Source organism: Pyramidobacter sp. YE332 (assembly GCF_033060595.1).
Classification (GTDB): Bacteria; Synergistota; Synergistia; order Synergistales; family Dethiosulfovibrionaceae; genus Pyramidobacter.
In genome coordinates this window covers 1,136,220-1,160,913 of record NZ_CP133038.1, presented here as the reverse complement: position 1 = coordinate 1,160,913, position 24,694 = coordinate 1,136,220, and the positions used below count along the sequence as shown (strand labels likewise).

Below are 24,694 nucleotides of genomic sequence, written 5' to 3'. Positions count from 1 at the left end.
GCTTTTCCCTTGCGCGCGCCGTGTTTCAAGGTTCTAAATGTAGCTGGCGGCGGCGAGGATCTTGCGGGCTTCTTCTTCTTTGCTCTTGTTCAGCTTGACGACGGGGCCGGTGCAGCCCATCGAGCTTTCGGCGTAAATGCCGTGCTTCCACAGCTCGCGCACGGCGTCCTCGATGGCGAGCACGTCGACGCCGTGGATTTCCTCGTCGGTCGGCTCGGCCGCCGGGGCTTTGATTTCCTCTTCGGCCGCGGCCGGTTTGGGCATGAAGCTGGCGATGATTTCCTCGAGACCGCAGCCCTTGGCCGCTTCGACTTCCTTGGCGACCAGTTCGGGAAGTTTGCCTGCCGCCGCGGCGCCGCAATAGGCGACGGCGTTGGCGATCACGGGAGCGCCGGAAGCGCGGGAGATGATGTTGACGACGTGCTTCCAGCCTTCGCCGGCGGAGGGGCCGTAGCCCCAGCCCAGCGCTTCGTACGAACCGCCGGTGCTGAACGAGGAGAACATCTTCATCAGCACGTTGCCGGTCAGCGTGTCGCAGACGCACACGTCGACGACGCCCTGGAGGATGTCGTTGCCGCGCAGGACGGAACCACCGTCGGCGCGTTTGCTTTCGCCGAAAGTGATGTCGTAGCCGTTTTCCTGAAGCTTGCGCAGCGCCTTGAAGACCACCTGCGCGCCTTCGACGTTGAGAATGCCCACGGTGGGATTCTGTTTGCCGATGGACTTGGCGACGGCGATGCCGTAGACGGCGTTGCGGATCATGGCTTCGACGCGGTTAATGGCGCTGGTGCCGGTCGTGGAGGCGACGATCATGTCGCGGCCGCAGGCGGGCGTAAAGACGCGGCCGATCGTGGTCACGCCCATGGGGAACGGATGGTGCATGGCGACGATGCCGGCGACTTTGCCGCTGTCCATGGCTTCGTCCATGGCTTTTTCGAGGTCGATCTCGCAGTCGGGGGTCTCGATCCACTCGAGGTCGTCGAAACCTTCGACTTTTTTAGGGCCGATCATCACGACCTGAATGTTGGGGTTCTGGCGCTGGGCGAGGCGTGCGGCGTTGGCGATTTCTTCGGAGCCGTGCTCGCTGCCATTCGCCTGCAGGCCGACGCGGACGCGGGGGCCGCCGTGAGCGGCAGAATCGATGATCTCGGAGAGAGCCTCACCGATGAGCTTGCGAACGTCAGACATACAAAAGCCTCCTTACTTCTTGAGGTCTGCTGCGATTTCGGAAAGAGACTCCAACAGCAGGCTCTTGATGTCGTCCTTGCTCACTGCCGCGGCTACGGGCGCGGGCTTTTCGAGCAGGAACGAAGCGCCGTCGGCGAGATTGGTCAGGCGGGCGAGGAACAGGCTGCCCTTGCCGATGATCATGGCGCGGTTGATCTTGCCCTCCTTGATCCAGTCGGCGGCGGGGCCGATGAAGGGCGCGCCGGCGGGGATGTGTCCCTGAGTGTGGGCGAAGCCGTGCAGTCCCTTCTCCTTGACGAAGGTCATCATGTCCTTCTTTTCGATGCTCTTCTTCATGACGGCCAGAGCGGCGATCATTTTGATGTTGGCGAGCGGCACGTTGCCGGCGCCGGCGGGTTCGGTGATCTCGGGGATATGAAGTTCGGCGCCGAACTTGTCGACGTCGGCGAAGGTCAGTCCGGCCTTCTGGAGCGGCTCCCAGGTGAGGGCCTGCGTGACGGCCTGAGGCGAGGCGCCCGCGCCGACGGAGTGTTTGCCGAGGACGTCCAGACGCATTTCGGCGCTGACGCCGTCGCAGGGAGTGATCAGGATCGCGAACGAGCCAAGGCAGTCCTCGAGAGCGGGCATGTCCTTCTTGACGTGGTCGCGGCTGTTCATGTAAAGCTTGGGGATGGCGCCGCCGGCCAGGACGACGACGTTCTTGCGGGCGCCCGCGGCGACCTGGGAAGCGCCGTTGATCATGGCGTTGACGGGGCCGGCGCAGAAACCGCGCACGTCGCAGCCGCTGGCGTTCACGCAGCCGGCGATCTCGGCGATGGCCTTGGCGAAGTTGCCGCCGGCGCGCTGGCAGGCGTCGCCCGCGCCTTCCTCGGAACACTCGATCACGAAATCGACCTCTTCGGGTTTCAGGCCGGTGTTGCGGAGCAGATGGAGCAGGGCGAGCACGGAGCCGGCCTTGCTGGCAAGATTCTCGAGCAGAACGTGGGCAAACAGATTGTCGTCCACGGCGTGCGCCGCGCGCGCCATGCCGACGACCTTGCCGTCGAAATAGAGCGGCAAAACCTGAGTATGATCGCTGCTCTTGAGGTATTCTTCGATCTCGGCGCGATCGTGTCCGGCTTCGAGGCGGGCGAGAATGGACTCGGTGATCAGTTCGTGCTTGGAAAGCTTTTCGCGGACGGAGGCGGCAAAGTCCTTTTCGAGCCAGATCAGGTCGAAAACGTCGCAGATGTCGAGCAGGCCGAGGAATTCGTCTTCGGGCATGATCTCGCCGTATGTGCCGAAACGGGGCGCCTCGAGATTGTAGTTCTGGTACATGGGCGTCGGCTGCGCGTCAAGATCCTCAAGGGGCAGAGCTCCGATGTACGTCATGTTGGGAGCATATCCCTTCGCCTGTTCGTAGGTCTGAAGATGCTTGGGAAGAGCCTGAAGATACTCTTTCTCGCCTTCGCCGGCCGTATAGGGCGTGTTGCCGTAGTGAAGCCCCAGCTGGGGAACATGCTCAAGGCAGTAAGCGGAACCTTTGATTGCAACTCTGGACATTACTGAAAATACCTCCTCAGGGATTTTGTGGAGCGAAAATTTATCGCAAGGACTTTGCCTTGTAACCGACGCTATTATAATACAAGATGTCGCAATAAAAACCAAGATCCTTGATTTCTCAAGTGATGATGAAAGTTTTTATGTTTTTTGCTGAAATTGTCTTTTCCCCTTTCGCGACGAACATTCGCAGTTTTTATAATTGCAGTGATATTTCAATGAGAAGAGATTTTTTTACCGTGAAATGAGGCCTGTAGAAATACGATGGGCGACAAAATCAAGCAAATATGAAAAAGAGGCGGTGTCGAGCCGCCTCTCCTTATGATCATCGCCGCTGATTATTTGACGAAGACAAGTTTGTTCGATTGATCAGGCTGAATATCGTTTGTCTTGAGCTGATAGCCCTGGTTTGTCATGAAGCGGGTAACGTTCGTGATCGACGTCGGGTTATCGAGAAAAATCTCGATCTCCTTTTCTCCCGTCGCCGCCGCTTTTTTGGCCTCGACGACAGGCTGAGGACAGGAAAGTCCGCGTGCATCAACAACCATTTTTTCTCCTCCTTAAGCCTTCCTGCGCATCACGAAACCGACGCAGAGACAGAAAATCATGCCGATGACGAAAGCGGTCGGGGCGTGAGCGCCGATCCCGGCGCCGCTGCTGGCAAGACCGAAGTTATGGGCCACCGCCGCGCCCGCGATCATGCCGAAGACGAAAACAGCCGCATCGCCGTCGCCCTCGCCGGCCATGACCAGCTGACGGCCGGGACATCCTCCGGCGAGCGTGAAGCACAGGCCGGACAGGACCATGCCGAGGAAATTCCAGAGCGAGTCGGTATGAGCCACGGGCTGCCCCGCGAATCCGGACTTGAAGCTCCCCAGCACGAAGTTCATGCCGAACGCGGCCACCAGCAGGGCGACGATCCCCCAGAACAGATAGCCGTCGTGGGCGAGAACGAGATCCCTGAGCGCTCCGATCGTGCAGAAGCGGCTGCGCTGCGCAAGCCAGCCGACCAAAAGCATCACGGCCAGACTGACATACCACGGCGCGTGCATCGAGCCGGGCCCCTTTTCGGAGAAGAAAATCGGTCCCGTCCCCTCGGCTCCCAACTTGGGCGCGATCAGCAGCAGCGCCAGCAGCCCAAGCGCGAACAGCGGCATCATCAAACCGGATAATTTCGCTTCGGCCGGAGCGGGATAGGCTCTACCCAAATTGTAGTTGGAACTGATAAAATAAATGCCGATCAAGATCCCCACAAAGAGTCCGGCGATGCCGTAAAGGGCGTTGAAATCGCCGCCCGCCAGACGGAGATACGCTCTCCAGGGGCAGCCGAGGAAGATCAGCGCGCCGATGGAAGCGAAAATGCCGAGCAGAAAGCGCACGGCGGGGGCCGATCCCGCGCGCGGCTTGAATTCCTTGAACGCCAGCGCGGAACCGAAAGCGCCGAGGATCAGGCCGATGATCTCCGGACGGATATACTGGACCGCCGCCGCCCTGTGAAAGCCCAGCGCCCCGGCGATATCGCGCTCGAAACAGGCAACGCAGATCCCCATATTGCCCGGGTTCCCCAGAAGCACGAGAACCGGCGCAAGTATGCCCACGGCAAGACCTGCGATAACGGGGCCCAACCGCGACACCATGAGAGAATCAAAATTTTTCAATGACAACCGCCTCCTGCGATGAAATGAAGTTTGAACAAGGCATAGTATAAATAACTATCATTGACCTTATTCTTGTTCTTTAGTATATTCGAAAAAAGCCGGAAGTCAAATTATCAAAACGCATGAATAAAACCCTTGCATAAATTCATAATCTATAAGGAGTTCTGTATAATGAAATGTCTTGCGACCTTTGACGTCACCAGTATGGCCCTGATGTTCGAGAAACAATGCCGCCGCGCCGGTTTCGACGTGAGGATCATCCCCGTGCCCCGGCAGATCTCGGCAAGCTGCGGGCTGGCCTGCTCCTATCCCTGCGACCGCGAAAACGAGATCATACGGCTTTGTGAAAAGGGCGGGATCGAGATCTCCGAGACGCATCACATGACAGACTGACGGTTTCACGGAAATTCCGCCTTGAGAGAAAATGTGCGATGCATTATACTGCAACCGTGTGAGACGCGTTCCCGCGTTTTCATATGGATAAAGTTTGGAGAAGAGAGAATGCTTGACAGGAAGTTGATCGAGATGATGTACGAAACGGCGGCCAAGAGCGAGCTGCAGGGCGCTCGTTCGGCGGTGGCGGTTTATCGGCAGATGCTGGAGATGCCGCTGGATTCGCAGATGACGGTCCGTTTTCGGGAAGGCGAAGATTTTATCGTCACCTGCCGCGAAGAAGGGTATGAGCTTGCGTAGTTCCAAAAAGAAGATCGATCTGCAGAGCCTGGACGCCGAATCCTTCACGATTGCCGACGCCATGGGGCTGTCGCGGGAACCGGCCCGCCTGTCTGCGAAGGAGCCGTCTCGCGCCGACGCCGAACCGGCGCGAGACCACGCGCTTGAGACGGCGCCGTTGAGGCTTTTCCTGGAGCGCAAGGGCAGAAGCGGAAAAAACGTCACGCGGCTTGCCGGTCTGCCGTCGGGAGAACGGAGCAGCCGTCTTGTGAAGGAGCTGAAGCAGAATTTGGGCTGCGGCGCCGCAATCGAAGAGGAGGATGTTTTCTTTCAGGGAGATCAGCGCGCGCGGTTGTCGAAACTTCTGAAGGATCTCGGCGCGCGGAATGTGAAGATCGTTTGAGGCAACGGGGATTTTTGTCTTATAATGATTTTATAAAACGGTGATCGAAAAATTTCATGCGGAGGCGTAAAAACGATGATGTTCGATAAGGCTGTCAAAATAAATTCTTTTCAATGGGAAGAACTGCCGCCGGCCGAAGAGCGGCAGCTGGACAAAGCCGCGCAAGTCTGCAAGGGCCTCGCGGTGGCGATGGTCGCCCGCGCCAACAGCGGGCACCCCGCGGGGGCGCTCTCCAGCATGAAAATGTACATGGCCGCCTACGGCGCTGCGAACGTGTCGCCACAAAACTGCGACTCGCTCGACCGCGATTTCGTCGTGATCAGCCACGGGCACACCTCGGCCGCGGCGTATGCGACCCTGGCGTATTACGGATTTGTGGACGCGTTCGACGCCGTGAACGAGTTTCGACGAACGGGCAGCCGCTTTCAGGGACACGTCGAGCGCATGGTCCCCGGCATCGACTGGGGTTCCGGCTGTCTCGGCCAGGGGCTGTCCGCGGGAGCGGGGTTTGCCCTGGCGCAGAAGGCGCGCGGCTACGACGGCCGCGTCTACGTTCTGATGGGGGACGGCGAGCAGCCGAAAGGGCAGATCGCCGAAGCGCGCCGCTTGATCGCGGCTCGAAAACTGACCAGCATGACGGCGCTGATCGACGTCAACGACATCCAGATCTCCGGGCGCTGCGGCGACGTCATGCCCGCGCATATCAAGGAGCTCTGGGAAGCCGACGGCTGGCAGACGCTCCTGTGCGACGGCGATTCGTTCGCGGAGCTGTACGCCGCTTTGAAGGCGGCGCGCGCCGCCGGGCGCCCGACGGCGATCCTCTGCCGGACGACTATGGGCAAGGGCGTTTCCTTTATGGAAGACAAGCCGGACTATCACGGCAAGGCCGCTTCGGGCGACCTCTACCGGCAAGCGATGAAAGAGCTGGGACAGCCGGATCTCGTCGCGTTGGCCGCGGAGCACAAAAAAGCGAAGTTCAGCGCCGCGCGCGCCGTCGAACCGCTTGAAGCGGTCCTCGATCTGGGCGCAGCGAAGGTCTACGGCCCCGCCGACACGACGGACAACCGCTCCGCCTTCGGCTCGGCGTTGGCGGAAGTGGGGCAGCTCAACTACAAAAAGACCGGGCGCGCCCCCGTGCTCGTTTTCGACTGCGACCTCGCCGGTTCGGTCAAGACCGGCGAATTTGCGAAAAAATGCCCGGACAACTTCATCCAGTGCGGCATTCAGGAGAACACCACGGCCACGGCCGCCGGAGCGGCGTCTGCCGGCGGCGTCGTGTCAGTCTGGGCGGACTTCGGCGTTTTCGGCCTGGCGGAAGCCTACAACCAGCAGCGCATGAACGACGTCAACCACGCGAACGAAAAGCTCGTCCTCACTCACGTGGGGCTCGACGTCGGCGAAGACGGCATGACGCATCAGTGCATCGACTACGTTGCGCTGATGTCGAACTTCTTCAACTGGAAGCTGGTCGTTCCCGCCGACCCGAATCAGACGGACCGCGCGACGCGCTGGGCGCTGAAAACGGCGGGCAACGTCTGCCTGGCGATGGGGCGCAGCAAACTGCCGGCGCTCTGCGCGAACGGCAAGCCGCTGTTGGCGCGCGATTTCACGTACGGCGAAGCCGTCAAAGTCCGCGAGGGCAAGGACGCCGCCATCTTGGCGCTGGGAGCGATGGCGGGGCGCGCCGTGCAGGCGGCGGAGCTGCTTGCCGAAAAAGGCGTCGAAACGGCGGTCTACGCCGTCTCGTGCCCGCTGGAGATCGACGAGAGCGCGTTGACGGAAGCGTTTCAGACCGGTACGGTGTTGACCGTCGAAGATCACAATGTCGTCAGCGGCATGGGCAGCCTCTGGCTGGCCCGCGCCGAAGAACTGGGACTGCATTCCGTCGCGCGCCGTTTAGGCGTGCATCGTTACGGCGATTCCGGCCCGAGCGAAGAAGTGTACGCCGCCATGGGGCTTTCCGCGGACAAAATCGCAGAATCTCTCGAGGAACTGAAAAAAGTCGCGCGCTAAGAGCTGTCGATGGAAGAAAAATTACTGTTCCACGCCTGCTGCGGTCCCTGCGCGACGACCGGCGTCCACGCTCTGACCGAGGAGAAACGGGAAGTGACGCTTTATTTTTACGGCGGCAACATCCATCCCTACGATGAATGGCAGCGGCGGCTGGAAGCTTTGCAAAAACTGGCGGCGGCGTATTGCCTCCCGCTGATCGTCCGCCCTTACGACACGTCCGAATGGGACCGCCGCACGGCGGGATTGGAAAACGAACGGGAAGGCGGCCGCCGTTGCGAGCGCTGCATGCGCCTGCAGCTGGAAAGCGCCGCGGAAAAAGCGGCCGAGCTTTCCGTGTCGACGCTTTGCACCAGCCTGACGCTCAGCCCGCAGAAACACCCCGACCTGATCAACCTCTGGGGGAGGGGGCTTGCCGGCCGTTACGCGCTGAACTGGGAAGAACGAATCTGGAGAAAAAAGAACGGGCAGCTCTTCTCCGTTCAGGAGTGCAAGCGGCTGGGGCTTTACCGGCAGAATTACTGCGGGTGCCGTTACAGCATGGAGCGCCCTCACCATTTTTAGGAGCGTGAAGATCGTATGCCTCATGAGAATTACATGGAGAACCGTCTGGTCGGTCTGAGAAAAAAACTGCTGGAAGAAAAACTCGACGCCCTGCTTTTGATCGATTCCGAGTCGAGCGGCTGGGAGAATCTGTTTTATTACAGCGGATTTCACGGTTCGTCCGCCGTCGTCGCGGTGACGCAGGAGCGGGCGATCCTTGCCACGGATTCGCGTTATCTGACCCAAGCCGCGCAGCAGTCGCCTTTCGAGATCCGCGCGGTGAAGACGGGGGAGAGCCAGGTCGCGACGGCCGGACGTCTTCTCGGCGAGCTGAAAATCCGCCGCTGCGGCTACGACGGCGCCATGCTTAGCGCGCAGACTTATCTGGCGCTGAGCGAGTTTTCCGTCGAATGGCGCAACTTTTCCTCAGCCATGGCTGAACAGCGCCGCCGCAAAGACGCTCATGAAATCGAATCGATCATCAAAGCGGCCGACATCGCTTCCGCCGCGTATCTGGAAACGCTGCCGCTGGTCAGGCCCGGCATGAAGGAAAAAGAATTCGCCAAGTTGCTCGAATTGAACATCGCCCGCCACGACGGCGAAGGCGTGTGGCACAAAAACGAGATGATCGTCGCTTCCGGCGTTCGCAGCGCCATGCCGCACGGCGTGGCCAGTGCGAAAAAAATGGAAGCGGGCGACCAGGTCACCGTCGATTACGGCGCGATCTTCGGCGCCTACATGTCCGACCTGACGCGGAACTTTTCTCTGGGCGCGCCCAAAGACGCCGAGTTTCTGGAGATCCACGAAGTTCTCCTGAAAGCCCACCGGGATTCCGCGGCGCTGCTGAAGCCGGGGGCACGCGGCTGCGATGTGCATGCGGTCGCCGCCCAGGTTATCGCCGACGCCGGTTACGGCGCGTATTTCGGTCACGGACTCGGGCACAGCTTCGGCCTGGAGATCCACGAAGCGCCGCGCCTTTCGCCTCTGTACCAGGGACCTCTCCAGTGCGGCGACGTGATCACGATCGAGCCGGGCATTTACATTCCCGATCGCGGCGGCCTGCGCATCGAAGACGATTATCTGATCACGGAAGACGGAGCGCGCCGCCTTTCCGCCAATTTACCGCAGGAGTTCGTTCACCTGCCGCTGTGATTGATAAACTTGAATCATCGTCGTCGCGGTGGCGGCCGGGGGATTTATATGATAGAATTTCGGTAATGTTTCACAGATACGATATGGGGGAGGAAAAAACATGAAAAAGTATGTGTGTTCTGTGTGTGGGTGGGAATACGATCCGGCGGTGGGCGATCCCGATAACGGCATCGCGCCCGGCACGGCCTTCGAAGATCTTCCCGAGGACTTTGTCTGCCCCGTCTGCGGCGTGGGCAAGGATCAGTTCGAAGCGGTCGAATGAGTTCAGGTTCGTAAGATAAAAAGAGACTCTCGAGTTCATCTTTCTCGAGAGTCTCTTTTTTGTGCCGTTCCGTTCGCCGAGCGGACGAGGCGCGGTGGAAAAGCGGGGTTCTTTTCGAAGAATGCTTTATTTCGCCGCCCGTTCGGGTATAATTGACGGGAAGCTATTCTGGAATGTACTCGTGGAGGTTTTTTCAGTGTACGGTTTTGCGATGAAAGTTTACGGGTGTCAAATGAATCAGTACGACGCCGACAAGATCAGGACGGCGCTCGTCGCGCGCGGGGCTTACGAAACCGCGGAAGAAAGCGCCGACGCGATCGTCTTTATCGGCTGCAGCATCCGAGACAAGGCCGAGCATAAAGTCTGGAGCGAATTGGGGCATTACGAAGAACGCTGGCGCAAAGAAGGGCGTCCCGTCGTCGCCATGACGGGCTGCATCGCTCAAAACGTGGGCGTCGACATGTCCAGACGTTATCCGTGGATCCGCGTCGTTTCCGGCCCCCGGCATATCGGTCTGGTGCCCGACGCTTTGGAAACGGCCTTGTCGGGCAGCGAGAAAGTCGTCCTGCTCGACGACGATCCCCGCGAACTGCACGAACTGCGCTTTGCCCCGCTGGAACGCCAATTTCCCTGGAAAGCTTCGGTAATGATCTCGCACGGATGCGACAATTTCTGCACCTACTGCATCGTCCCTTACGTGCGCGGTCGATTCGCTTCCCGCAGCTCCCGGGAGATCATGGACGAGGTGGAACAGCTTGTCGAAGGAGGGGTCAAAGAGATCTGTCTGCTCGGGCAGAACGTCGACACCTACGGAAAAGATCTCGACCGTTACAGCTTCGCCGATCTGCTGAACGACGTCGCCCATATCGCGGGGCTGGAACGTCTGCGCTTCATGACTTCTTATCCGACGGATTTCACGAAAGACGTGGTCGAAGCGATCGCCGAAAACGCCAACATCTGTCCCGCAATCAACCTGCCGATCCAGGCGGGCAGCGACCGGATCCTGAAAGCGATGAACCGCCGCTACACGGTGGAGGAGTATGCCAAGGTCGTCGACGGCATCCGCCGCGGCCTGCCCGAAGTCGGCCTGACCTCCGACCTCATTGTCGGTTTCCCGGGCGAGACGGACGAAGATTTCGCCTGTTCGATGGCGGCGCTGGAACGGTTCCGCTTCGATCAGGTCCACACGGCGGCCTATTCGCGCCGGCAGGGGACGCCGGCCGCCGCGATGAAGGAGCAGGTCCCCGAAAACGTAAAGAGTCGGCGCTTGAACGAGGTCAATCGACTGCAGACGGAAATCGCCAAAGAGATCAACGAAAAACTGATCGGGCGGCGCTATCGCGTGCTGGTCGACGGCAAGGCGCTGAAAGGGGATTTGCTGCAGGGGAGAAATCCGGCCGATAAAGTGATCCTTTTCGAAGGCGGCGAAAGCTTGATCGGAACGTTCACCGACGTGGAGGTGACCGCCGCCGACAGCTGGTCGCTGAAGGGGAGAATCCTTTAATAAGGGAGGGGAGCCGCCGGTGGAGAATCGGACGAAAATTTCTTTGTGCGTCGCCGGGGCCATATTCTGCATAGGCTGCGCCGGCGCCGCGGTGCGGATTTTCAGGGGGAGCTGGCAGGACGAAGCGCCGACGGCGGTCGCGGGGCCCGCCCTGTGGCTTCAGTCGCCGTCTTACAAGCTGCCCGCTTCGTCTTCGCCCGAACACTACGCTTATATCACCGGCGCCGTTTCCCGTCCGGGCGTTTATCCCATCTCGGCGGACGCGCGGGTCTTTCAGCTCGTGGAAGCCGCCGGCGGTTTCCGCTTCGACGCGGATCAGTCGCAGGTCAACCTCGCCGCGCCGATACGCGACGGCGCGCATGTCCACGTCAAAGCCGCCGCGCTTACGCCCCGGACTTCCGCCAAGAGCGCATCCTCTCAGGACAGGAAGCGGGAGAACAAAACGCAGTACGTCTACGTCAACACGGCAACGGAAGAAGATCTGTGCACGCTTCCCGGCGTCGGCCCGGCTACGGCCCGGAAGATCATAGAGTACCGCCAGACCCACGGGCCTTTCCATTCCGCCGAGGCGCTGCTGGAAATTCCCGGCATCGGCAAAGGCAAACTGAGCCAGATGCAGACGCTGCTTCGGTTTTGACGCCGCATGGATTCTCTGTTGAACAGGATCCCTGCGCTCCTGCTGCTGCAAGGCGGCGTGCTCTCGCTGGCGGCAGTGGAAAGCGGGCTCCCTTTATGGCTGGCGATTCCCCTTTCCGTCTGCGCGCTCAGCGCGGAAATGCTGCTTTCGGAAGAGCGCTGGTATGCGTGCAAGTTTTGTTTCGCGCTGGCGCTCGTGGTGCTTTCAGGCGTTTTCTCCGTGTTCCTGCAGTCGCGGCTCGAAGAGGGGCCGACGTCCGTAAAAGCCGTTTCCGGCCGTTTCCTTGTGGCGGAGCGGCGGCAGTGGGGAGAGCGCGAAGTGCTTCGATTGACCGACGCGCGCGGCGCCGGCTGGCTTCTCGCCGTCGGCAAAGGACTGCAGGACGTCGAAGAAGGGGACGAGCTCTCGTTGGAAGCTTCCGTCGTTCCGCTCCGGAACGGTTCTCTGAGAAGTTCCTTTTCCCCGCGTCGGTACTGGCGGGCGCGCGGCGTGCAGGGCGAACTGCGCCGGGCCGCGCGCATCGAAAAACGGGGCAAAAGCTTTTCGCGCCACAGCTTCCGCCAGTATTTAAGGACGCGGCTCGAAACGTTGCCGTGCAACACGCACGCTCTGGCGGCCGCCGTCCTTCTCGGCGACCGGGACGCCAACCTCCGCGAGGATTACAGGAGATGGGGGATCAGCCACATCTTGGCCGTCTCGGGGTGGCACGTCGGGCTGGCGCTGATGCTCGGCTGCCTGATCTTCGGCGGCGGACGGCGCGGCCTTCTCTGGTGCTCGCTGCTCCTGTGGGGATACTGTCTCACCAGCGGGGCGTCGATGAGCGCCGTACGCGCCTCTTTGATGGTCCAGATCGGCATGCTCGGGCTTTACTGGGGGCATCCCGGACGCGCCCTGAACGCGATCGGCGTCGCCGGGATCGCGATGCTTCTGTGGAATCCGTGGTGTTTTTTCGATCTTGGCTGGCAGTTGTCGGTGATCGCCGCGATCGCCGTGACGGCTTTGGAAAAATGCAAGTCGGCGCTGCTCGTCGTCTTTTCTCCCCTTGTCATGTGGATCTTGACGTCGCCGCTGATCGCGCCGCTGGCCGGAGGCGTTTATCTGTCCTCCCTGCCGATCAACGCCATGGCTTCCGCGTTGTTTGCCGTGATCCTTTTTGCCGTGCTTGCCGCGGCGCTTCCTTGGATCTTGGGGATCCGGCTTTTCTGGCTGGCTTGGCCGGCGGAAAAGCTGATGCAGATCTGGGCGCTGGCGGCCGATCAATGGGTGGAATGGCTGCCGCAGGCGCTCCCGGTCCATTTCTTCCCCGCCTGGCTGTGCGCCGGCATTTTGTTCTTTCTCGTCGCCCTGGCGGAAAAAGTTTCCCTCGGGCGGGCCGTCCTGCTGGGAGGCTGCGGCGCGTTCATCGCCGTCATCTTTTAGAGAGAATGTCTGAGAGGATTTTATGGAAACGAAACTCGTGATCGGCGGGGTGGAAGTCGAGAACCCCGTGTTTTTTGCGCCTTTGGCCGGCGTCAGCATCGCGGCGGTGCGGCGGCTTTTCCGCCGCCTGGGGGCCGCTTTGACCCATACGGAGATGATCAGCAGCGCGGGGCTTCTTTACGCCGGGACGAAGACCTGGCGGATGACGGAATGTACCGACGGGGAAAGACCGCTCGTCCTGCAGCTTTTCACGGGCGACGCGGACAGTCTGTGCCGCTCGGCGGAGCGGTGTCTGCAAAGCCGTTCGTACGCCGCGTTCAGCATCAACATGGCCTGTCCGATGCCGAAGGTCCACAAAAAAGGCGCCGGCAGCCGCCTGCTGCAGGATCCCGACGTCGCTTTCGCGATGGTGCGCGAGCTGAAAAAATTCGGCCTGCCCGTCTGGCCCAAGATCCGCAAGATCGTTCCGGACGGCCGCGAATATCGCCTGGATACGCTGCAGTTCGCCGAGGGATTGCTCGCGGCCGGGGCCGACAACGTGACAATCCATGGACGCACGCCCCAGCAGCGGTACGAGGGGAAAGCCGATAAAAGCGAAGTCGTCCGCGCGGCGCGGCGCTTCGAAGGCAGAATCACCGCTTCGGGGGACGTTTACGCTCCCCGCGACGTCGCGTTCTATCTCGACAACGGCTGCGCGGCAGTGCTCTGTGCCCGCGGCGCGATCGCCGATCCGTTCATGGTCGTGCAATCTTTGCGGGTTTTGGGTTATAATACTCGAATGTCAGATGGCGAGCCCTCGCTTGAAGAACGCGCGGAAATCCTTATCGGCTTTGCGGACGATCTCTATCGGCTCCATGGCGAACGCGCGGCTCTTGTGCTCTTGAGGCGTTTCCTTGCCGGATTTTTCAGGGGCAAGGCGGGGACCGCGGAATTCAAACGCACGCTGGCCAGCGCGAAAGACTGGGATTCTGCGTACAGGATCCTGTGCGACTGGCGCTCATATTTTGAAAGGGGATTCATGTAAAATGGCGGAAATTGCAGCCGGCACTCAGGAAACGGAAATTCTCAGACAGCGCATCGACAAACTGAGACGACTTCGCGAAGAGGAAGGCTATAATCCTTTCGAAAACGAAAAGTGGAACGTCGATCACACCGTCGCGCAGGTGCGGAAAGATTTCGATTATCTCAAGGCGGAAGAAGCCGTCCCCGAGACGAAATTTTCCATGGCCGGACGCCTGATGACGCTGCGCCGCCAGGGCAAAGCGGCGTTTGTCAACATGCAGGACGAGACGGGAACGATCCAGCTCTATTTCCGTTACGACACTCTGGGCGAGAAAGACTACACCTTCTTCAAGAAGTGGCTCGACTCCGGCGACATCGTCGGCATCGTCGGCCATCCGTTCCGCACGCAGCGCGGCGAGCTGACGGTCGCCGTCGAGCGGTTCCGCCTGCTGACCAAGGCGCTCCGCCCCCTGCCCGAGAAGTGGCACGGCCTGACGGACCTTGAGATCCGTTACCGCAAGCGCTATCTCGATCTGATCGTCAATCCCGAAGCGCGCGAAGTCTTCAGGAAAAGGGCCAAGATCATCTCCACCTTCCGCGCCGTGCTCGAGAAACACGGCACGCTGGAAGTCGAGACGCCGGTGCTTTCCTATCTCGCCGGCGGCGCCAACGCGCGTCCTTTCATCACCTATCACAACGCGCTGGGCGCCAACATGTACCTGCGTATCGCCACGGAGCTCTATCTGAAGCGGCTCGTCGTCGGCATGATGGGGCGCGTGTACGAGATCAGCAAGGATTTCCGCAACGAGGGCATGGACCTGACGCACAATCCCGAATTCACGATGATGGAAGTTTACTGGCCCTATGCGGATTACGTCGACATGATGGATCTGACCGAAGAACTGATCCGCGAGTCCTGCATCGCCGCCAACGGCGCGCCGTTCATCGAGCGCAACGGCGTGACGCTGGATTTTGCCAAGCCGTTCCGCCGCGCCACGATGGTGGAACTGGTGAAAGAGACCTGCGACGTCGATTTCGCCGCCATCACCGACGAAGAAGCGCGCGACGCCGCCCGCAAGAACAAGATCGAGATCACGGGGCACGAGTCGCGCTTCAAGATCCTCACCATGTTCATGGAGGAGTTCGTCGAAGAGAAACTCGTGCAGCCGACGTTCGTGATGGGACATCCCGTCGAGATCTCGCCGCTGTCGAAGAAGGACCCCGAGCACCCCGACTACACCCACCGCTTCGAGCTTTTCTGCTGCGGCAAGGAACTCAGCAACGGCTACAGCGAGCTGAACGACCCCATCGACCAGAAAAAACGCTTTCTCGATCAGGCGCAGAAAAAGACCGAAGGCGAGGACGAAACGCATCCTTTCGACGAGGACTTTGTCGAAGCCCTGGAGCAGGGGCTGCCGCCGACCGGCGGGCTGGGGATCGGCATGGACCGCGTCGTCATGTTCCTGACCAACTGCCGCTCGATCCGCGACGTCATCTTCTTCCCGACGATGAAACCCATCGAGAACCGAGAACCGTCCGCCAAGCCGGAAGATTAAAGAGGCGATCATCCGACAGATATACAAGGGAGCGGGCGGCGTATGCTGCCGGTTCTCTTGTATATCTATAGCGCACACGCAAAAAGGCAAGGATCCGAGCGGGAAAAAGAACGCAGGAGCGGAAACAGGGGGGGAGAAACATCGTGTTGGCTGCGAAAATAAAAGAAGCAGAACGCGCCGGCATGTCGTCGGAGGAGTTTGAAAAAACGACGTTGAGGAATCGCATTATCGTGCGTACCAGTATCATCGGAATTCTCGCGAATGTCATGTTGGCCGCATTCAAGGCGGTGATCGGTGTGATGACTGGCTCGATTGCCATCACGATGGATGCCGTCAATAATATCAGCGACGCAGCCTCTTCGCTGATTACGATCATCGGCACAAAATTGGCGACAAAGCCGGCAGACCGGAAGCATCCGTTTGGATACGGCCGGATCGAATATCTGAGCGCAATGATCATTTCTATTATCGTCTTCTATGCCGGCATTACCTCTTTTGCGGAATCAGTCAAGAAAATCGTACACCCGGAAACACCAGAATATTCTATGACATCTTTGGTGATTGTCGCGATAGGCGTTCTCGTCAAAATCGTGCTTGGACATTTTGTCAAGAAAACCGGCCAGAAGGTAAACTCAGATTCGCTTGTCAATTCCGGCGAGGATGCCAAGCTGGATTCCGTTATTTCCGCTTCGACGCTAGCGGCAGCAGTCGTTTTTATGATCTTTCACGTGTCGTTGGAATCTTGGCTTGGAGCAATCATTTCTATTGTCATTATCAAGTCTGGCCTGGAAATGTTGAGGAACACAGTGTCCGAAATTCTTGGCGAGCGAGGGGATGCCGAACTTGCAAAGGGAGTCAAAGAGACGGTCTCGTCTTTTCCGGAAGTTCGTGGAGCTTATGATCTGGTCCTGAATAATTACGGACCAAATGCATATAGCGGCTCTCTCCATATCGAAGTCCCAGATACGATGACTGCTGATAAGCTGGACGTTTTGACGCGGCAAATCACAGCGGAAGTCTCCATGAAAAATCATGTATACCTTACGGCAATCGGCGTCTATTCCTACAACACAAAAGATCTGGAAGCTGCCACAATGCGGGACAGGATTAGAAAGAAAGTCATGGAGCATGAAAATGTTATGCAGATGCATGCATTTTACGCAGACAGGGAACGGAAGGTGATCCGTTTCGATATGATTGTAAGTTTTGACGCAAAAGACAGAACGGCGCTTTATCATGAGGTTACCGAGGAGATTCAAGAAATGTATCCGGAATATACAGTCATTACCGCTCTCGACACAGATTTTTCGGAGAGTTAAATTGAAGGGGCATCTCTTTGTTCATTATGATGCAGAGATCAGCAACGGAGAAACGAGATTCCTATTAGAATTTGTGCCGATGATCGTGATCAGCAAGGAATCGGCGCATAAAATCCCAGGGACAACGCAAACCGTCGGAGCACGCAGCTCCTGCGGTTTCTTTTATATCCATCTGCCGGCGAATGGCGCCGAAGCCCGCGTGATTTATCGTCTTCCGCATTCGAACGGCGGGAATCTCTTGCTGGAAAAGCATTTTGGGGTTAGAATTTATCAATGTTCTGCATACATAATGAGCATCTGTCCCGCTTCGCTTCATAAAATCGGGAAGATCGCTCGGGCAGCGGCTTTTTCCCCGCCGCTGGCAATGTGACAGGGGTGGTGTTCTGCGTGGAACAGGAAAAACTGGACCGCTATCATTGGCTCGTCGACGAGCTGAATCGTCATGGGCGCCTCTATTACGTTCTGGACGCCCCGGAAATCGAGGACGACGAATACGATGCGCTGATGCGCGAGATGCTTCAGTTCGAAAGGGAACATCCCGACCTGATCCGCGACGACTCTCCGTCGAAGCGCGTCGGCGGTACGGTGCTGGAGGCGTTTGAAAAAGTTGCGCACGCCAAACCGATGCTCAGCCTCGAAGACGTTTTCTCGAAGGGAGAGCTTCACGACTGGCTGCAGCGGGCGGCAGAAGGCGTCGGGCAACCGTGGATCCCCTGGTGCTGCGAATTGAAGATCGACGGCTTGGCGGTGTCTTTGATCTTCGAGGACGGCAAATTCGTTCAGGCTTCGACCCGCGGCGACGGTATCGTCGGCGAGGACGTCACGGAAAATCTGAAAACGGTCAAAGACCTGCCGCTTCGCCTCCTCGGCGATGTCCCGGGGCATCTGGAGCTGCGCGGCGAAGTGTACATGAGCAAAGAGGGATTCGCTCGACTGAACGCCGCAAGGGAAGAAGCGGGGCTGCCGCTTTTCGCCAATCCCCGCAACGCGGCGGCGGGCAGTTTGCGACAGCTTGACACGGCGGTCGCCGCCAAACGGAATCTGCGCCTTTTCACCTACTATGTGCAGGATGCGGAATCCTACGGCCTGCACAGCCAATCGGAAGTCCTCGGATGGCTGAAAGCCCGTGGGCTTCCCGTGCAGAGAGCCTGGCGCCGGGCCGGGACGGAAGCCGAGGTTCTCGATTTCCTGGAGCGATGGAGCGGCGAACGTTTCAGTCTGCCCTACGCGACGGACGGCGCCGTGTTCAAGGCCGATCCGACGGAATACTGGAAGATCCTGGGAAACAACGTCAAAACGCCCCGCTGGGCCGTGGCCTATAAATATCCGCCGGAAGAGCGAAAAACGAAACTCGAGAGCATAGAGATTTCCCTCGGCCGCACGGGCGTGCTCACGCCGGTGGCGATTCTGACCCCTGTCTTGATCTCGGGAACGGTGGTGAAACGCGCCAGCCTCCACAACGACGAGGAGATCCAGCGCAAGGACATCCGCGTCGGCGACCAGGTCTGGGTCCGCAAAGCCGGCGAGATCATCCCCGAGATCGTCCGCGTCGACACCGCCAGCCGTACGGGCACAGAGGAATCTTTCACGATGCCCGCAACGTGTCCCGTGTGCGGAGCGGCCGTGGCCAAGCTTCCCGGCGAAGTGGCGCTGCGCTGTCCCAACAGATCCTGTCCGGCGCAGCTGACCCAAGGGCTGATCCATTTTGCCTCCCGCCAGGGCATGGACATTCGGGGCATCGGCGACCGTCTGGCGGAACAGCTCGTCCAGAGCGGGCTGGTCAAGAGTTTCGGCGATCTGTACGCCTTGCGCGTCGAGCCGCTTATCCGTCTGGACCGCATGGGAGAAAAGTCCGCGGGGAAACTGATCCAGGCCATCGCAAAATCCAAAGAGCGCCCGCTGAAATTTTTGATCACGGCGCTGGGGATCCGGGAAGTCGGCGCGGGAGTCGCGGCGGAGCTGGCGAAACGCTTTTCGTCGCTCGATGAGATCGCCGCCGCCGACGAAGAACGGCTCGCCGCCGTCGAGGGCGTGGGACCGGTGATCGCCGGGTCGATCAAAGCGTTTTTCGGCGAAGAGCATAACCGGCGGCTCATCGACGAACTGCGCGAAGCCGGCGTATCCATGCGGAGCGAAACGGCGCCGGAAGCCCCGATAGGGCCGCTGGCCGGCAAGACGTTCGTCTTTACCGGGGAGCTTTCGCGTATGTCCAGGGCGCAGGCGCAGGAACTCGTGGCGCAGCGCGGGGGAAAAAACGTCGCTTCCGTGAGCAAAAAGACGTCCTATGTCGTCGTCGGCGAGGCGCCGGGCAGCAAGGCCGAAAAAGCGCTCAGCCTGAACGTGCCGACGCTGAACGAAGAGGAATTTTTCGCCATGATCGATAAATTACCGCAGCACATGTCTGGAGGAACGAACGATGCCTAGATTGTCCAAGGAAGAAGTCCTGAAGATCGGCAAGCTTGCCCGTCTGGAGATCGCCCCTGAAGAGCTCGATTCTTTGTCGGAGCACTTCAACGGCATTCTCGATTATTTTTCCAAACTCGAGGAGCTCGATCTCAGCGCCGTCGATCCGTTCACGATGGAAGATACCCGGCCGGTCCGCCTCCGCGACGACGAAGTGGAGGAGAACGACCGGAGGGAAGCGATCCTGAACCAGTCGCCCTCGCGCGAAGGCGACTTCATCAGAGTCCCCCGCATCGGAGGCGACAAGTGATGGAGCTGTACAGACTGAGCGCCGCGGAAATCGTCGCGGGACTGAAGGCGCGCCGTTTCAAGTGCGCCGACGTCGTGCGGTCGTGCCTTGAGCGCATGCGGGAAATGGAATCCCACCTTCACGCCATGCTTCATATCGCGGCGGATTCCGCGCTTAAAACCGCCGCCGCCGTCGACGCCGCCGTCGCGGAAGGCCGCGATCCGGGGCGCCTGATGGGCGTGCCCGTCATCCTCAAAGACAACATCTGCACCGGCGACATGCCGACCACCTGCGCCAGCAAAATCCTCGCCGGCTGGGTGCCTCCCTACGACGCGACCGTCGTGAAGATGTTGAGGGCCGAGGGCGCCGTCATTCTCGGCAAAGCGAACTGCGACGAGTTCGCCATGGGAGGCTCCACGGAAAACTCCGCTTTCGGCCCGACGATGAACCCCTGGGACGTCGGCCGCGTGCCGGGCGGCAGTTCCGGCGGCAGCGCCGCCGCCGTCGCCGCCGGTTATGCGCCGATCTCCCTGGGCAGCGACACCGGCGGTTCGATCCGCCAGCCCGCTTCGTTCTGCGGGCTCTACGGCATGAAACCGACCTACGGGCAGGTGAGCCGTTACGGGCTGGTCGCCTTCGCCTCGTCGCTCGACCAGATCGGCCCCTTTGCGCGCACCGCCGAAGACCTCAAACTAATCCTCTCGGCGATCTGCGCGTTCGACCCTCACGACTCGACCAGCGAAGACCGTCCCGCGCCCCGTTTCGATCTCAGCGACGCGCCGTTGTGCGGGAAGAAGATCGGCGTGCTGACGAAGCTCGTCGACGGCAAGCTGACGGCCGACCTGCAGGCGGCGATGGACGGACAAATCGAAGAATGCCGCCGCCTGGGGGCGGAGATCGTTGAAGTCGCTCTGCCGAAAGCGCTTGAGTACGGACTGGCCTGCTATTATATCCTCGCGCCCGCGGAGGCAAGCTCCAATCTCGCCCGTTACGACGGCGTGCGCTACGGAGCCGCTTACGGGGATGCCAAGTCGCTGCTCGAGCTTTACGTCAAGACGCGTGGGGAAAACTTCGGCCCGGAAGTGAAGCGCCGTATCCTGACCGGCACCTACGTGCTCAGCTCGGGATTTTACGACGCCTATTATCTGACGGCGCAAAAGGTCCGCAAAGTCATCAAGCAGGAATTCGCCGCAGCCTTCGAACAGGTGGACGCCATCCTGCTGCCGACCTCGCCGACGCCCGCCTTCAAACTGGGGGAGATGAGCGCGCCGCTGACGATGTATATGGCGGACGTTTTCACGATCCCCGTCAATCTGGCCGGTCTGCCCGGCATTTCCTTCAACGCCGGCTTTTCGTCCGCAGGACTGCCGCTGGGGATGCAGTTGATCGGCCCGCGCTGGTCCGATGCGGCGATTCTCGACATGGCCGCCGCTCTTGGCAAAAAGGCGGAAGGCCGCATCGCCGAGGGAGGTGTCCGTTAATGGCTCTTGAATTCACGACCGTCATCGGGCTGGAAATCCACATCCAGCTCAACACGAAAACGAAGATCTTCTGCAGTTGCTCGACCGACTACATCGGCGCAACGCCGAACTCCCATGTCTGTCCGGTCTGCACCGGACAGCCGGGCGCTCTGCCGGTCCTGAACGGGAAAGTCGTCGAGTTCGGCGTGCGCGGCGGTCTGGCGCTGCACTGCAAGATCAACAAACTGACGCGCTTCGACCGCAAGAACTATTTCTACGCCGACCTTCCCAAGGCGTATCAGATCACCGAATACTACGTGCCGCTCGCCGAGAACGGCTATCTGACCATCACCGGCGACGACGGGCAGCCCCGCCGCATCGGCATCACGCGGCTCCATCTCGAAGAAGACGCCGGCAAACTCGTTCACGTCGCATCCGACGGACGGATCGTCGGCTCCAGCCAGTCTTTCGTCGATTACAACCGCGGCGGCGTGCCGCTCGCCGAAGTGGTGTCCGAGCCCGACATCGCTTCGCCGCGCGAGGCCCGCGAGTACGTGTCGGCCATGCGCCAGCTGGTGCGCTATCTGGGCATTTCCGACGGCGACATGGAAAAGGGATCTATGCGCGTCGACGCGAACATTTCGCAGAAAGTTTCCGACGGCCGCTGGGGCAACCGCGTCGAAGTCAAAAACATGAACTCGCTCAAGGCGCTGGAACGCGCGCTCGAGTACGAGACGCTGCGCCAGCGCGACCTGCTCGCCCGCGGCGAACGGATCGCTCAGGAGACGCGCAACTGGGACGACGCCGACGGCATCACAACGCCGTCGCGCAGCAAAGAAGAGTCCAACGACTACCGTTATTTCCCCGAGCCCGATCTGCCGCCGCTGCTGCTCGACGACGAGTACATCGAAGGCATCAAAGCCGCCATGCCGGAGCTCCCCGACGCCAAGCGCGAACGGTTCCTCGCGCAGTACAAGCTGCCTGTGGAAGACGTGCTGGTGCTGACGGAGACGCCCGAAGTCGCCGCGTATTACGAGAACGTCGTGAAAGCCGGCGGCGAGCCGGTCAGATCTTCGAACTGGGTGCGGACCGACCTGATGAGAGCGCTGAAAGAGCGGGGCCGGGAGATCGCCGACGCCCCGGTGAGCGCCGAAACTTTGGCCGGGCTGATCAAGCTCGTCGACGGCAAAAAAATCTCCACGACGGCCGCGAAAGACGTTTTCGAGAAACTCGCCGGCAGCGAGATGACGCTCGAACAGGCCATTCAGGCCTGCGGCATCCAGACCGGCGCGGTGGGCGGCGACAGACTGCGGGAAATCATCGCCGCGGTCGCCGGCGCCAACGCCGACGTCGTCGAGGTGATCCGTTCCGGCCAGGACAAGAAAGACAAGAAGCTCAAGTTCCTCATGGGGCTGGTCATGAAGGAGAGCCGCGGACAGGCGAAACCGGACGAAGTTTTGAAAGCTTTGAACGAGTTTCTTGCGAAGGAGTAGTGTTATGTTTGAATAAATCTGTTAAAATACGGGAGTATAGAAAAACTTAAACAAGGAACTGTGTCATCGCCGAAATCATCGAGGAGGTTGGCAAGAGATATGGGAATGAAAACGGAAGACATCAGAAGTATCGCGATTGTTGCTCACGGAAGCGCAGGCAAAACTTCGCTTGCGGAAGCGTTGCTCTTTGACGCCGGCGTCACGACCCGCCGGGGCAGCGTGGAAAACGGGAACACCGTTTCCGACTACACTGCCGAAGAACAAAAACGCCAGATCTCTATCAGCACCTCCCTCCTGAATTACGACTACAAGGGCAAAAAAGTCTTTGTCCTTGACGTTCCCGGCTATGCCGACTTCATTGGCGACCTGCGCAGCTCGCTGCGCGTCGCCGGTTCCGCCGTGATGCTCGTGAGCGCGGTCGACGGCGTTGAAGTGCAGACGGAAAAAGCCTGGGAGTTCGCACGGGAGTTCGAGACGTCTACCATTTTCTTCGTCAACAAGATGGACCGCGAAAACGCCGATTACAACGGGGTTTACGAACAGATCCGCGCCAATCTGAGCAAGGGCGCCTACCGTTTCATGCTCCCGATCGGCAGCGAAGCCTCCTTTAAGGGCGTCGTCGATGTCCTCAAGGACATCGCTTACGTTTACAACGACGATTCGGGGAAATTCGAAGAGCAGGGGATCCCCGAAGAGATGATCAGCGACGCGCACCGCGCCCGCGGCTATCTCGTCGAAGCCATCGTCGAAGAAGACGAAGAGATGATGATGCGTTATCTCGACGGCGAAGACATCCCCATCGACGAACTGCTTCCCGTTTTGCAGCGCTGCATTTACAAGTGCAAGATCTTCCCGGTCATGCCCGGTTCCGCGCTGAAAAACATCGGCGTCCGCCAGCTCATGGACCTGATCGTCGATTATCTTCCCAGCCCGCTGGAGATGCGCGAACGCCCCGCGGTCAAGGGAGGGGAGAAAGAGATCACGATCAAGCCGGACGACGACGCCACGTTCAGCGGCCTGTGCTTCAAGGTGCTGGTCGATCCTTACGTGGGCAAACTTTCCTATGTCCGCGTCAATTCCGGCAAACTGACCACCGACGAACCGATCTTCAACGTCAGCACCGGGCAGGAGGAGCGCGTCAGCACCTTCAAGATTATGCAGGGCAAGGAGAGCGTCGACGTCAAGGAAGTCACGACCGGCATGATCGTCGCCATTCCCAAGCTGCAGAGCACGCGGGCCGGCGATACGATGGGCAAGGCCGGCAGCACCGTGCTCTATCCGGCCATCAAGTTCCCGCGCCCGGTGTATTCGGTCGCCGTCGATCCCGAGAGCCGCGCCGACGAGGACAAGCTGGGGACGGCGGTCCGCCGTATCACCGAAGAAGATCCCACGGTCAGCTTCGAGAAAAACGCGGAAACGAACGACAACATCCTTTCCGGCATGGGCAATCTCCATCTCGACATCGTTCTCGCCAAGCTGAAAGACCGCTTCGGCGTCAACCTGAAGACCCGCGTGCCGCAGGTCGCGTATCGCGAAACGATCCGCAAGTCGGCCAAGGCGCAGGGCAAGCACAAAAAGCAGACCGGCGGCCACGGCCAGTACGGCGACGTTTACATCGAGTTCAGCCCCTCGAGCGGGGAGAGGGCTTCGTCTTCGAAGACAAGATCACCGGCGGCACGGTGCCGAGGCAGTACATCCCCGCCGTCGAAAAAGGGCTGCGCGAGTGCCTGAACAAGGGCGTGCTGGCGGCGTTCCCGACGGTGGACTTCAAAGCGTCGCTGTATTTCGGTTCGTATCACGACGTCGATTCCTCGGAAATGGCCTTCAAGACGGCGGCGCACCTGGCCTTCAAGAAGGGGATGGCCGAAGCTTCGCCGATCCTGCTCGAGCCGATCATGGACGTGAAAGTCATTGTCCCCGATCAGTATCTCGGCGAGATCATGGGGGATTTCAACACCCGCCGCGGCCGCATCATGGGCGTCGACACGCTGGGGCATCTCCAGGTCGTCAACGCGCAGGTGCCTCAGGCGGAGATGTTCCAGTACGCCATCAACTTGCGTTCGATGACTTCCGGACGCGGAACTTACGAAATGGCCTTTTCGCACTATGATCCCGTCCCCGAAGAGATCACGAAAAAGATCGTCTCCGAACGCCAGGGGTTGCTGACCGAGGAAGAAGAGTAGTT

General features: G+C 59.9%; 22 protein-coding genes and 1 pseudogene. 19 read left to right on the top strand and 4 right to left on the bottom strand.

Annotation, left to right across the window (positions count from 1 at the left end):
* Positions 1–33: 33 nt before the first annotated feature.
* The 4 genes from grdD to yedE all read right to left on the bottom strand — a co-directional run bounded on the left by grdD (position 34) and on the right by yedE (position 4,364).
* Positions 34–1,188: a glycine/sarcosine/betaine reductase complex component C subunit alpha gene (gene grdD, locus RAH42_RS05380; RefSeq protein ID WP_317540131.1), complete on the bottom strand. Its 1,155-nt coding sequence runs from the start codon at positions 1,186–1,188 to the stop codon at positions 34–36.
* A gap of 12 nt (positions 1,189–1,200) precedes the next feature.
* On the bottom strand, positions 1,201–2,730 hold the full coding sequence (gene grdC, locus RAH42_RS05375) for a glycine/sarcosine/betaine reductase complex component C subunit beta (protein ID WP_078016590.1): 1,530 nt from the start codon (positions 2,728–2,730) through the stop codon (positions 1,201–1,203).
* Between the two features lie 335 nt (positions 2,731–3,065).
* On the bottom strand, positions 3,066–3,275 hold the full coding sequence (locus RAH42_RS05370) for a sulfurtransferase TusA family protein (protein ID WP_078016591.1): 210 nt from the start codon (positions 3,273–3,275) through the stop codon (positions 3,066–3,068).
* A 12-nt stretch (positions 3,276–3,287) separates the two neighbouring features.
* Positions 3,288–4,364 (bottom strand): YedE family putative selenium transporter, encoded by a 1,077-nt coding sequence (gene yedE, locus RAH42_RS05365; protein WP_078016619.1) that lies wholly within the window; start codon positions 4,362–4,364, stop codon positions 3,288–3,290.
* A gap of 192 nt (positions 4,365–4,556) precedes the next feature.
* Here yedE and RAH42_RS05360 point away from each other — a divergent pair, with 192 nt between their 5' ends.
* From RAH42_RS05360 to fusA, 19 genes and pseudogenes are all read left to right on the top strand, one after another.
* On the top strand, positions 4,557–4,778 hold the full coding sequence (locus RAH42_RS05360) for a DUF3343 domain-containing protein (RefSeq protein ID WP_078016592.1): 222 nt from the start codon (positions 4,557–4,559) through the stop codon (positions 4,776–4,778).
* A gap of 108 nt (positions 4,779–4,886) precedes the next feature.
* Complete coding sequence (locus tag RAH42_RS05355; protein ID WP_317540130.1) at positions 4,887–5,078, top strand: hypothetical protein; 192 nt, start codon at positions 4,887–4,889, stop codon at positions 5,076–5,078.
* Entirely contained in the window at positions 5,071–5,460 is a 390-nt protein-coding gene (locus tag RAH42_RS05350) for a translation initiation factor (protein WP_205948286.1), read from the top strand. Before RAH42_RS05355 ends, RAH42_RS05350 begins: the two co-directional genes overlap by 8 nt.
* Before the next feature lie 75 nt (positions 5,461–5,535).
* Positions 5,536–7,473 carry a transketolase gene (locus tag RAH42_RS05345; protein WP_317540129.1) on the top strand — a complete coding sequence of 646 codons (1,938 nt, stop codon included), beginning with the start codon at positions 5,536–5,538 and terminating at the stop codon, positions 7,471–7,473.
* Between the two features lie 9 nt (positions 7,474–7,482).
* The gene (locus tag RAH42_RS05340; RefSeq protein WP_078016595.1) at positions 7,483–8,034 is read left to right on the top strand and encodes an epoxyqueuosine reductase QueH; all 552 of its coding nucleotides are present in this window, start codon (positions 7,483–7,485) and stop codon (positions 8,032–8,034) included.
* Positions 8,035–8,049: 15 nt separating this feature from the next.
* A complete protein-coding gene (locus tag RAH42_RS05335; protein WP_317540128.1) occupies positions 8,050–9,165 on the top strand; it encodes a Xaa-Pro peptidase family protein in 1,116 nt (371 codons plus the stop codon).
* Between the two features lie 100 nt (positions 9,166–9,265).
* Positions 9,266–9,427: a rubredoxin gene (gene rd / locus RAH42_RS05330; RefSeq protein ID WP_078016597.1), complete on the top strand. Its 162-nt coding sequence runs from the start codon at positions 9,266–9,268 to the stop codon at positions 9,425–9,427.
* Between the two features lie 196 nt (positions 9,428–9,623).
* Positions 9,624–10,931 (top strand): tRNA (N6-isopentenyl adenosine(37)-C2)-methylthiotransferase MiaB, encoded by a 1,308-nt coding sequence (miaB, locus tag RAH42_RS05325; protein ID WP_078016598.1) that lies wholly within the window; start codon positions 9,624–9,626, stop codon positions 10,929–10,931.
* 19 nt (positions 10,932–10,950) lie between these two features.
* Positions 10,951–11,568, top strand: coding sequence for a ComEA family DNA-binding protein (locus RAH42_RS05320; RefSeq protein ID WP_078016599.1), 618 nt, complete (start codon positions 10,951–10,953; stop codon positions 11,566–11,568).
* 6 nt (positions 11,569–11,574) lie between these two features.
* Positions 11,575–12,987 (top strand): ComEC/Rec2 family competence protein, encoded by a 1,413-nt coding sequence (locus tag RAH42_RS05315; protein ID WP_317540127.1) that lies wholly within the window; start codon positions 11,575–11,577, stop codon positions 12,985–12,987.
* A gap of 22 nt (positions 12,988–13,009) precedes the next feature.
* Positions 13,010–14,011 (top strand): tRNA-dihydrouridine synthase family protein, encoded by a 1,002-nt coding sequence (locus RAH42_RS05310; RefSeq protein ID WP_078016601.1) that lies wholly within the window; start codon positions 13,010–13,012, stop codon positions 14,009–14,011.
* Between the two features lies 1 nt (position 14,012).
* Positions 14,013–15,545, top strand: coding sequence for a lysine--tRNA ligase (gene lysS, locus RAH42_RS05305; RefSeq protein WP_078016602.1), 1,533 nt, complete (start codon positions 14,013–14,015; stop codon positions 15,543–15,545).
* Positions 15,546–15,688: 143 nt separating this feature from the next.
* A complete protein-coding gene (locus RAH42_RS05300) occupies positions 15,689–16,864 on the top strand; it encodes a cation diffusion facilitator family transporter (RefSeq protein WP_317540126.1) in 1,176 nt (391 codons plus the stop codon).
* 1 nt (position 16,865) lies between these two features.
* Positions 16,866–17,234 (top strand): hypothetical protein, encoded by a 369-nt coding sequence (locus RAH42_RS05295; protein ID WP_317540125.1) that lies wholly within the window; start codon positions 16,866–16,868, stop codon positions 17,232–17,234.
* Positions 17,235–17,251: 17 nt separating this feature from the next.
* The gene (ligA, locus tag RAH42_RS05290; protein WP_317540124.1) at positions 17,252–19,288 is read left to right on the top strand and encodes an NAD-dependent DNA ligase LigA; all 2,037 of its coding nucleotides are present in this window, start codon (positions 17,252–17,254) and stop codon (positions 19,286–19,288) included.
* Complete coding sequence (gene gatC, locus RAH42_RS05285; protein ID WP_078016605.1) at positions 19,281–19,577, top strand: Asp-tRNA(Asn)/Glu-tRNA(Gln) amidotransferase subunit GatC; 297 nt, start codon at positions 19,281–19,283, stop codon at positions 19,575–19,577. Before ligA ends, gatC begins: the two co-directional genes overlap by 8 nt.
* On the top strand, positions 19,577–21,037 hold the full coding sequence (gene gatA / locus RAH42_RS05280) for an Asp-tRNA(Asn)/Glu-tRNA(Gln) amidotransferase subunit GatA (protein ID WP_078016606.1): 1,461 nt from the start codon (positions 19,577–19,579) through the stop codon (positions 21,035–21,037). Before gatC ends, gatA begins: the two co-directional genes overlap by 1 nt.
* Positions 21,037–22,509: an Asp-tRNA(Asn)/Glu-tRNA(Gln) amidotransferase subunit GatB gene (gatB, locus tag RAH42_RS05275; RefSeq protein WP_078016607.1), complete on the top strand. Its 1,473-nt coding sequence runs from the start codon at positions 21,037–21,039 to the stop codon at positions 22,507–22,509. Before gatA ends, gatB begins: the two co-directional genes overlap by 1 nt.
* Before the next feature lie 99 nt (positions 22,510–22,608).
* Positions 22,609–24,692: pseudogene (gene fusA, locus RAH42_RS05270) on the top strand (elongation factor G).
* The last annotated feature ends 2 nt before the right edge of the window (positions 24,693–24,694 follow it).